Source organism: Streptomyces sp. 8L (assembly GCF_020176795.1).
Lineage (GTDB): Bacteria > Actinomycetota > Actinomycetes > Streptomycetales > Streptomycetaceae > Streptomyces.
In genome coordinates, this window is record NZ_JAIUKE010000049.1 from 1 (window position 1) to 7,706 (window position 7,706).

2 protein-coding genes and 1 pseudogene are annotated in these 7,706 nt (G+C 71.7%); 2 read left to right on the forward strand and 1 reads right to left on the reverse strand.

The window, feature by feature from the left end:
- Window positions 1-136 precede the first annotated feature (136 nt).
- Window positions 137-2,881, reverse strand: coding sequence for an alpha-glucan family phosphorylase (gene glgP, locus LCE31_RS06255; protein WP_225012971.1), 2,745 nt, complete (start codon window positions 2,879-2,881; stop codon window positions 137-139).
- Between the two features lie 650 nt (window positions 2,882-3,531).
- Between glgP and LCE31_RS06260 the strand changes: the two genes are divergently transcribed.
- Both LCE31_RS06260 and treS read left to right on the forward strand, forming a co-directional pair.
- A complete protein-coding gene (locus LCE31_RS06260) occupies window positions 3,532-5,520 on the forward strand; it encodes an alpha-1,4-glucan--maltose-1-phosphate maltosyltransferase (protein WP_225012972.1) in 1,989 nt (662 codons plus the stop codon).
- Window positions 5,517-7,232 (forward strand): annotated as a pseudogene (gene treS / locus LCE31_RS06265) (maltose alpha-D-glucosyltransferase); the annotation flags it as partial. The gene LCE31_RS06260 and the pseudogene treS, both read left to right, overlap by 4 nt.
- Window positions 7,233-7,706: the final 474 nt, after the last annotated feature.

Genomic DNA, 7,706 nt, shown 5'->3' on the forward strand with positions numbered 1-7,706 from the left:
CCGCGCGCCGCCGCCGCTCCTTACTTTTCTTATTTCTTCTGTTTTTTTTTGTCCTTCACACCGAGCCTGCCCGCCTTCAGCGCTTGGGGGGCGGGGGCCCGCTCCGGGCCTTCGACAGACCGGTGGCCGGGACGGCTCACCGCATCAGGACCCCCGCGTTCTCGCCCGCCGCCTCGGTGGGCAGTGCCACCAGGCCGAGGTCCGCGGCGTTGGCCAGCAGCGCGTGCGACGGCAGTACGCGCACGGTGTAGCCGAAGGAGCCCGTACGGTCCAGGGCCAGCGGCCCCTCGTAGACCCAGCGGCCCTCGCCGTCCGGTCCGCCCGCCGGCTTCAGCGGGAACGTCTGCGCGTCCGCGATGGTGTCGTCCGAGCCGACCCGGCCCGCCACGGCCTGCACCTCGACGTCGTCGGGGCGCAGTTCGCCGAGGCCGACACCGACCCGCAGGGAGAGCGTGGCGCCCAGTTCCGCGGTGGCGGGAACGGCACCGTCCGACAGCGCCGACAGGGTCTCCACGTGCTCGATGGAGACGTACGGCCACAGCGTGCGGACCCGGTACTTCCACGCCGCAAGCTCGCCCGCCGCCGCGGTGTCGAGCGCCCGGTGGGCCCGTGCGGCCGGCGCGTACAGCCGCTCCACGTACTCGCGCACCATCCGGCCCGCGACCACCTTCGGCCCCAGCGTGACCAGTGTGCGGCGGACCATCTCGATCCAGCGGCCGGGCAGGCCGGCCCCGTCCGCGCCCGCGGCGCCGTCGGCGTGCGCGCTCCGGTCGTAGAAGCGCGGCGCGATCCGGTTCTCGATCAGCTCGTAGAGCGCCCCCGCCTCCAGTTCGTCGCGCCGGTTCTCGTCAGCGGCGGCCGAGCCGTCTGCGGTGGGGATGGCCCAGCCGAGGTCCGGCTCGTACCACTCGTCCCACCAGCCGTCCAGGACCGAGAGGTTGAGGCACCCGTTGAGCGCGGCCTTCATGCCGCTGGTGCCGCACGCCTCCAGCGGGCGCAGCGGGTTGTTCAGCCACACGTCGCAGCCGGGGTAGAGGTTCTGCGCCATGCCCATGCCGTAGTCCGGCAGGAACACGATCCGGTGCCGCACCCGCGGGTCGTCCGCGAAGTGCACCAGCTCCTGGATGAGGCGCTTGCCGCCGTCGTCCGCCGGATGCGCCTTGCCCGCGACCACGATCTGCACCGGGTGCTCCGGGTCGAGCAGCATCCTGGTCAGCCGCTCGCGGTCCTTGAGCATCAGCGTGAGCCGCTTGTACGAGGGAACGCGCCGGGCGAACCCGATCGTCAGCACGTCCGGGTCGAGGACGCCGTCGATCCAGCCGAGTTCGGCCGCCGCCGCGCCGCGCCGGCGCCAGGAGGCACGCAGCCGCTCCCGCACCTCGTCGACCAGCCGGCCGCGCAGCGCGCGCCGCACCTCCCAGATGTCGGCGTCCGGGATGCCGGCCACCGCCTCCCAGCGGGCGCGTCCGCCGATGGCCAGCGCCTGCTCGGCACGGTCCCGGCCGATCTGCCGGGCGCCCAGCTCGGCGACCTCCGGAGCGACCCAGGTCGGCGCGTGCACCCCGTTGGTGACCGAGGTGATCGGCACCTCGCTGGCGTCGAATCCCGGCCACAGCCCGGCGAACATGCCCCGGCTGACGGCACCGTGCAGGATGGAGACCCCGTTGGCGCGGCCCGCGAGCCGAAGGCCCATCACGGCCATGTTGAACAGGTTGGGGTCGCCGCCCTGGTACGTCTCAAGTCCGAGCCCGAGCACCCGCTCGACATCGACGCCCGGCAGCTCGCCGTCGGCGCCGAAGTGGTGGGCGACGAGCGCGCGGTCGAACCGGTCGATGCCCGCGGGCACCGGGGTGTGGGTGGTGAAGACGGTGCCCGCGCGGACCGCCCCCAGCGCCGCCTCGAAGCCCGCGCCGTCGGTGTTCCCCGCCGTCAGCTCCCGAATCCGCTCCAGGCCGAGGAACCCGGCGTGTCCCTCGTTGGTGTGAAAAACCTCGGGCTCGGGGTGGCCGGTGAGCCGGCAGTACGTGCGCACGGCACGCACCCCGCCGATGCCGAGCAGCATCTCCTGGAGCAGCCGGTGCTCGCTGCCGCCGCCGTAGAGCCGGTCGGTGACCTCGCGTTCGCTCTGGCCGTTCTCCTCGACGTCCGAGTCGAGCATCAGCAGCGGTACCCGGCCGACCTGCGCCAGCCAGATCCTGGCGCGCAGCGCCCGGCCGCCGGGCAGCGCGAGCTCGACCAGCGCGGGGGCGCCGTCCGCCTCGCGCAGCTGGGTCAGCGGCAGCTCGTGCGGGTCGAGGACCGGGTACGTCTCCTGCTGCCAGCCGTCCCTGGACAGGGACTGGCGGAAGTAGCCGTGCCGGTAGAGCAGCCCCACGCCGATCAGCGGCACGCCGAGGTCGCTGGCGGACTTGAGGTGGTCGCCGGCCAGGATGCCGAGGCCGCCCGAGTACTGCGGCAGGGCGGCGGTGATGCCGAACTCGGGCGAGAAGTAGGCGATCGCGGCGGGCAGGCCGCCGGCCGCGGCCGGGTCGCTGTCGTCCGCGGCGGTGTCCGCCTCGTCCGCGCCGTCCCCCAGGCCGGCGTCGCGCCGCTGGTACCAGCGGTCCTCGCGCAGATAGGCGTCCAGGTCGGCGGCTGCCGCGGTCAGTCTGTCGAGGAAGGTCCGGTCGGCGGCCAGCTCGGCGAGGCGCGCCGCGGACACCGAGCCGAGCAGCCGGACCGGGTCGCGGCCCGCGGCCCGCCAGCCCTCCGGGTCGACGGCCTCGAACAGTTCGCGGGTCCCGGTGTGCCAGGACCAGCGCAGGTTGCGGGCCAGATCGCTCAGCGGGCCGAGGGGCTCGGGAAGTACCGGACGGACGGTGAACCGACGGATTGCCTTCACGTGCTCCACCTTCGCAAGGGACATACGTATCGGAGGGGACGCACCGCACCGGGCGTCCCGCCGTGGTGAGACGTTAGCCCGACCCTGCCCCGGACAACCACGGCGCATTCGCGCGCGTCGCGGCCGTTTCCGCGCCGTACCCGCGACGTACCGGTCCCGGACCTGAGGTGTGCGCCGGAGCGTGTGCCCGGCCGGGCACAGTGGCCCGCGCGGGCCGGGGCGGACTCGCGCGAGAGCGCCACCCGGTAGAGGATTGGGTGACCGTTCCGGCGCGGGGAGTTAACACGCCGCCGGATTGGCAACCCTGCTCTCATGGAAGGCTCCCCCGTACGCACCGTCCGTGAGTGCTGTTCGAGTGAACTTCGCGTGGATGCGGACGGGCACGGGCAGGGCCGGCCCTGCTCACACCCTCGCCGCAGTGGATCAAGCGGCTAAAAAGAAGAGCAAATCAATGATAAAGATGGCCAAAAAATGACAAGCCAGACCAAAATCTGATCTCCAGCCCCTTGCTCACCTCGCGCTCCTCCTGCCGGACTTTCAGGAGGGCGCTGCACGGCACCACCCCACCGTGCCGGCCGCCGGCACCGCTCCACCCGTTCGACGAGTCCTGCCCGCCACGCCCCGCCCAGCCTTCAGGTGATTCGGTGAAACTGATCGGTCGCATCCCCGTCCTGGACGTAACCCCGCTCGTCGACTGCGGCAGACGCCCCGCGAAGGCGGTGAGCGGTGAGACCTTCCAGGTCGCCGCGACCGTCTTCCGCGAAGGCCATGACGCCGTCGCGGCCAACGTCGTGCTCACCGATCCCGCGGGCCGTCCCGGCCCTTTCACGCCCATGCGCGAACTCGCGCCGGGCACGGACCGGTGGGGCGCCGAGGTCACTCCGACGGAGGAGGGCGCCTGGACGTACACGGTCGAGGCGTGGAGCGACCCCGTCACCACGTGGCGGCACACGGCCGGCATCAAGATCCCGGCCGGCATCGACACCGACCTGGTCCTGGCCGAGGGCGCCGCCCTGTACGAGCGCGCCGCCGAGGGCGTACCGAAGCGGGAGGGCCGCGAGTCGGTGCTCGCGGCCGTGGACGCGCTGCGGGACGCCGCGCGCCCGGCCGCCGCCCGGCTGGCCGCGGCGCTGACGCCCGAGGTGGACGAGGCGCTGACGCGGTATCCGCTGCGGGACCTGGTGTCGCAGTCGAAGCCGCTGCCGCTGCGGGTGGAGCGCCGGCGGGCGCTGTTCGGGTCCTGGTACGAGATGTTCCCGCGATCCGAGGGGGCCGTGGTCAGGCCGGGCGAGCCGCCGGTGAGCGGCACGTTCGCGACGGCGGCCGAGCGGCTGCCCGCGATCGCCGCGATGGGCTTCGACGTGGTGTACCTGCCGCCGATCCACCCGATCGGCTCCACCTTCCGCAAGGGCCCCAACAACACGCTCTCCGCGGGCCCCGAGGACGTCGGCGTGCCGTGGGCGATCGGCTCCGCGGACGGCGGCCACGACGCGGTCCACCCGGACCTCGGCACGATCGAGGACTTCGACCGGTTCGTGCGGACCGCGCGGGACCTGCGGATGGAGATCGCGCTCGACTTCGCCCTCCAGTGCTCCCCCGACCACCCGTGGGTGGCGAAGAGGCCCGAGTGGTTCCACCACCGTCCCGACGGCTCGATCGCGTACGCGGAGAACCCGCCGAAGAAGTACCAGGACATCTACCCCATCGCGTTCGACGCGGACATGCGGGGGCTCGTCAGGGAAACCGTGCGAATCCTGCGCTACTGGATGGAGCACGGGGTACGCGTCTTCCGTGTCGACAACCCGCACACCAAGCCCGTGGTCTTCTGGGAGAAGGTCATCCGGACCGTCAACCGCACGGACCCGGACGTGATCTTCCTGGCGGAGGCGTTCACCCGCCCCGCGATGATGCGCGCGCTGGCCGCCGTCGGCTTCCAGCAGTCGTACACCTACTTCACCTGGCGTACGGCGAAGGGGGAACTCACGGATTACCTGACCGAGCTCTCGGGAGAGTCCGCGGCGTACATGCGCCCGAATTTCTTCGTCAACACGCCCGACATCCTGCACGGGTACCTTCAGGACGGCGGCCGGCCCGCGTTCGAGGTCCGCGCGGTGCTCGCGGCGACGATGTCTCCGTCCTGGGGGGTGTACGCGGGGTTCGAGCTGTGCGAGAACACCCCGGTGCGCCCCGGCAGCGAGGAGTACATGGACTCCGAGAAGTACCAGCTCAGGCCCAGGGACTGGGAGGCGGCCGAGCGCGAGGGCCGCACGATCGCACCACTGATCACCACGCTGAACCGGCTCAGGCGGCGGCATCCCGCGCTCCAGCAGCTGCGGGACATCCACTTCCACGACGCCGACAACGACTCCGTCCTCGCGTTCAGCAAGCGGGCGGGTTCGGACATCGTTCTGGTGGTCGTCAACCTCGACCCGCACCACACCCAGGAGGCCACGGTCTCGTTGGACATGCCGCGGCTCGGCCTCGACTGGCACGAGACCGTTCCGGTGCGCGACGAGCTCACCGGCGACACCTATCACTGGGGCAGGGCCAACTATGTGCGCCTGGAGCCGGGCGTCACGCCCGCGCACATCGTCGCCCTGCGACCGTCCCCGCCGATCGGAGGGTCACCCACATCATGATCGTCAACGAGCCCGTCCACGACACCTTCGAGGACACTCCTTCGAAGGACCTCAACCCCGACTGGTTCAAACGTGCCGTGTTCTACGAAGTCCTGGTGCGCTCGTTCCAGGACAGCAACGGCGACGGCATCGGTGACCTGAAGGGGCTCACCGCCAAGCTCGACTACCTGCAATGGCTCGGCGTCGACTGCCTCTGGCTGCCGCCGTTCTTCAAGTCGCCGCTGCGCGACGGCGGGTACGACGTGTCCGACTACACGGCGGTACTGCCGGAGTTCGGCGACCTCGCCGACTTCGTGGAGTTCGTCGACGCCGCGCACCAGCGCGGCATGCGCGTGATCATCGACGTGGTCATGAACCACACCAGCGACCAGCACCCCTGGTTCCAGGAGTCGCGCGCCAACCCGGAGGGCCCGTACGGCGATTACTACATGTGGGCGGACGACGACAAGCAGTTCGCCGACGCCCGCATCATCTTCGTCGACACCGAGGCCTCCAACTGGACCTTCGATCCGGTGCGCAAGCAGTACTACTGGCACCGCTTCTTCTCGCACCAGCCGGACCTCAACTACGAGAACCCGACGGTGCAGGAGGAGATGATCTCCGCCCTGCGGTTCTGGCTCGACCTCGGCATCGACGGCTTCCGCCTCGACGCCGTGCCGTACCTGTACGCGGAGGAGGGCACCAACTGCGAGAACCTGCCGCAGTCGCACTCCTTCCTCAAGCGGGTGCGCGCGGAGATCGACGCCCACTACCCGGACACGGTGCTGCTCGCCGAGGCCAACCAGTGGCCCGAGGACGTGGTCGACTACTTCGGCGACTACGCCAAGGGCGGCGACGAGTGCCACATGGCGTTCCACTTCCCGGTGATGCCGCGCATCTTCATGGCGGTGCGCCGCGAGTCGCGCTACCCGGTCTCGGAGATCCTGGCGAAGACGCCGGCCATCCCGAGCGGCTGCCAGTGGGGCATCTTCCTGCGCAACCACGACGAGTTGACGCTCGAAATGGTCACGGACGAAGAGCGCGACTACATGTACGCGGAGTACGCCAAGGACCCGCGGATGCGCGCGAACATCGGCATCAGGCGGCGCCTCGCCCCGCTGCTGGACAACGACCGCAACCAGATCGAGCTGTTCACCGCGCTGCTGCTGTCGCTGCCCGGCTCGCCGATCCTGTACTACGGCGACGAGATCGGCATGGGCGACAACATCTGGCTGGGCGACCGCGACGCGGTCAGGACGCCCATGCAGTGGACGCCCGACCGCAACGCGGGCTTCTCCTCCAGCGATCCGGGCCGGCTCTACCTGCCGACGATCATGGACCCGGTCTACGGCTACCAGGTCACCAACGTCGAGGCGGCCATGGCGTCGCCCGCGTCGCTGCTGCACTGGACGCGCCGGATGATCGAGATCCGCAAGCAGAACCCCGCGTTCGGCATCGGCACGTACACCGAACGGCCCTCGTCCAACCCGGCGGTGCTTGCCTTCCTGCGGGAGGCGCCGTCGCCCGAGGGCAACGGCGACGACCTGGTGCTGTGCGTGCACAACTTCTCCCGGTTCGCCCAGCCCACGGAGCTGGACCTGCGGGAGTACAGCGGCCGGTACCCGGTGGAGCTGATCGGCGGCGTGCGGTTCCCCGCCGTCGGCGAGTGGCCGTATCTCCTCACCCTGGCGGGCCACGGGTTCTACTGGTTCCGGCTGCGCAAGGACGCGGCGCCCGTACCGATGTCCTCGGGCCCTTCGCTCGGCTCCGGGGTGGGTGCCGCACCCGGCACCAAGCCCACTCCGGGCAGCCCCGAGGCGGGGCCGGCCTCGGGTTCCGTCTCCGCGGCTCCCGGCACCGCGGCCGGCCAGGCGCGGGACGAGGCCGCGGGGCCCACGGGTCCCACCGATCCCACGGGTCCCGCGAGTTCCACGGGGCCCGCGGGTTCGACCAGTTCCGTACCGGGGTCGGCGCAGGGGCCGGACGGAGCGCCCGCGCCCGGGCGCCCGCCCGCCTGAACGGCCGGGGAACGGACGGAGCCACGTGCGGACGACGACCGGGCCGACGCGTGGGGGGGGGGGTGGCCCCCCCCCCCCCGGGGGCCCGCCCCCCCCGGCCCCCGCCCCCCGCGGGGCGGGGGGCCCCCCCCCCGCCCGCGGGGGGGGCGAACACCAGTCCTCTGCGGGGGGGGGGCGGGCGGGGGTGAA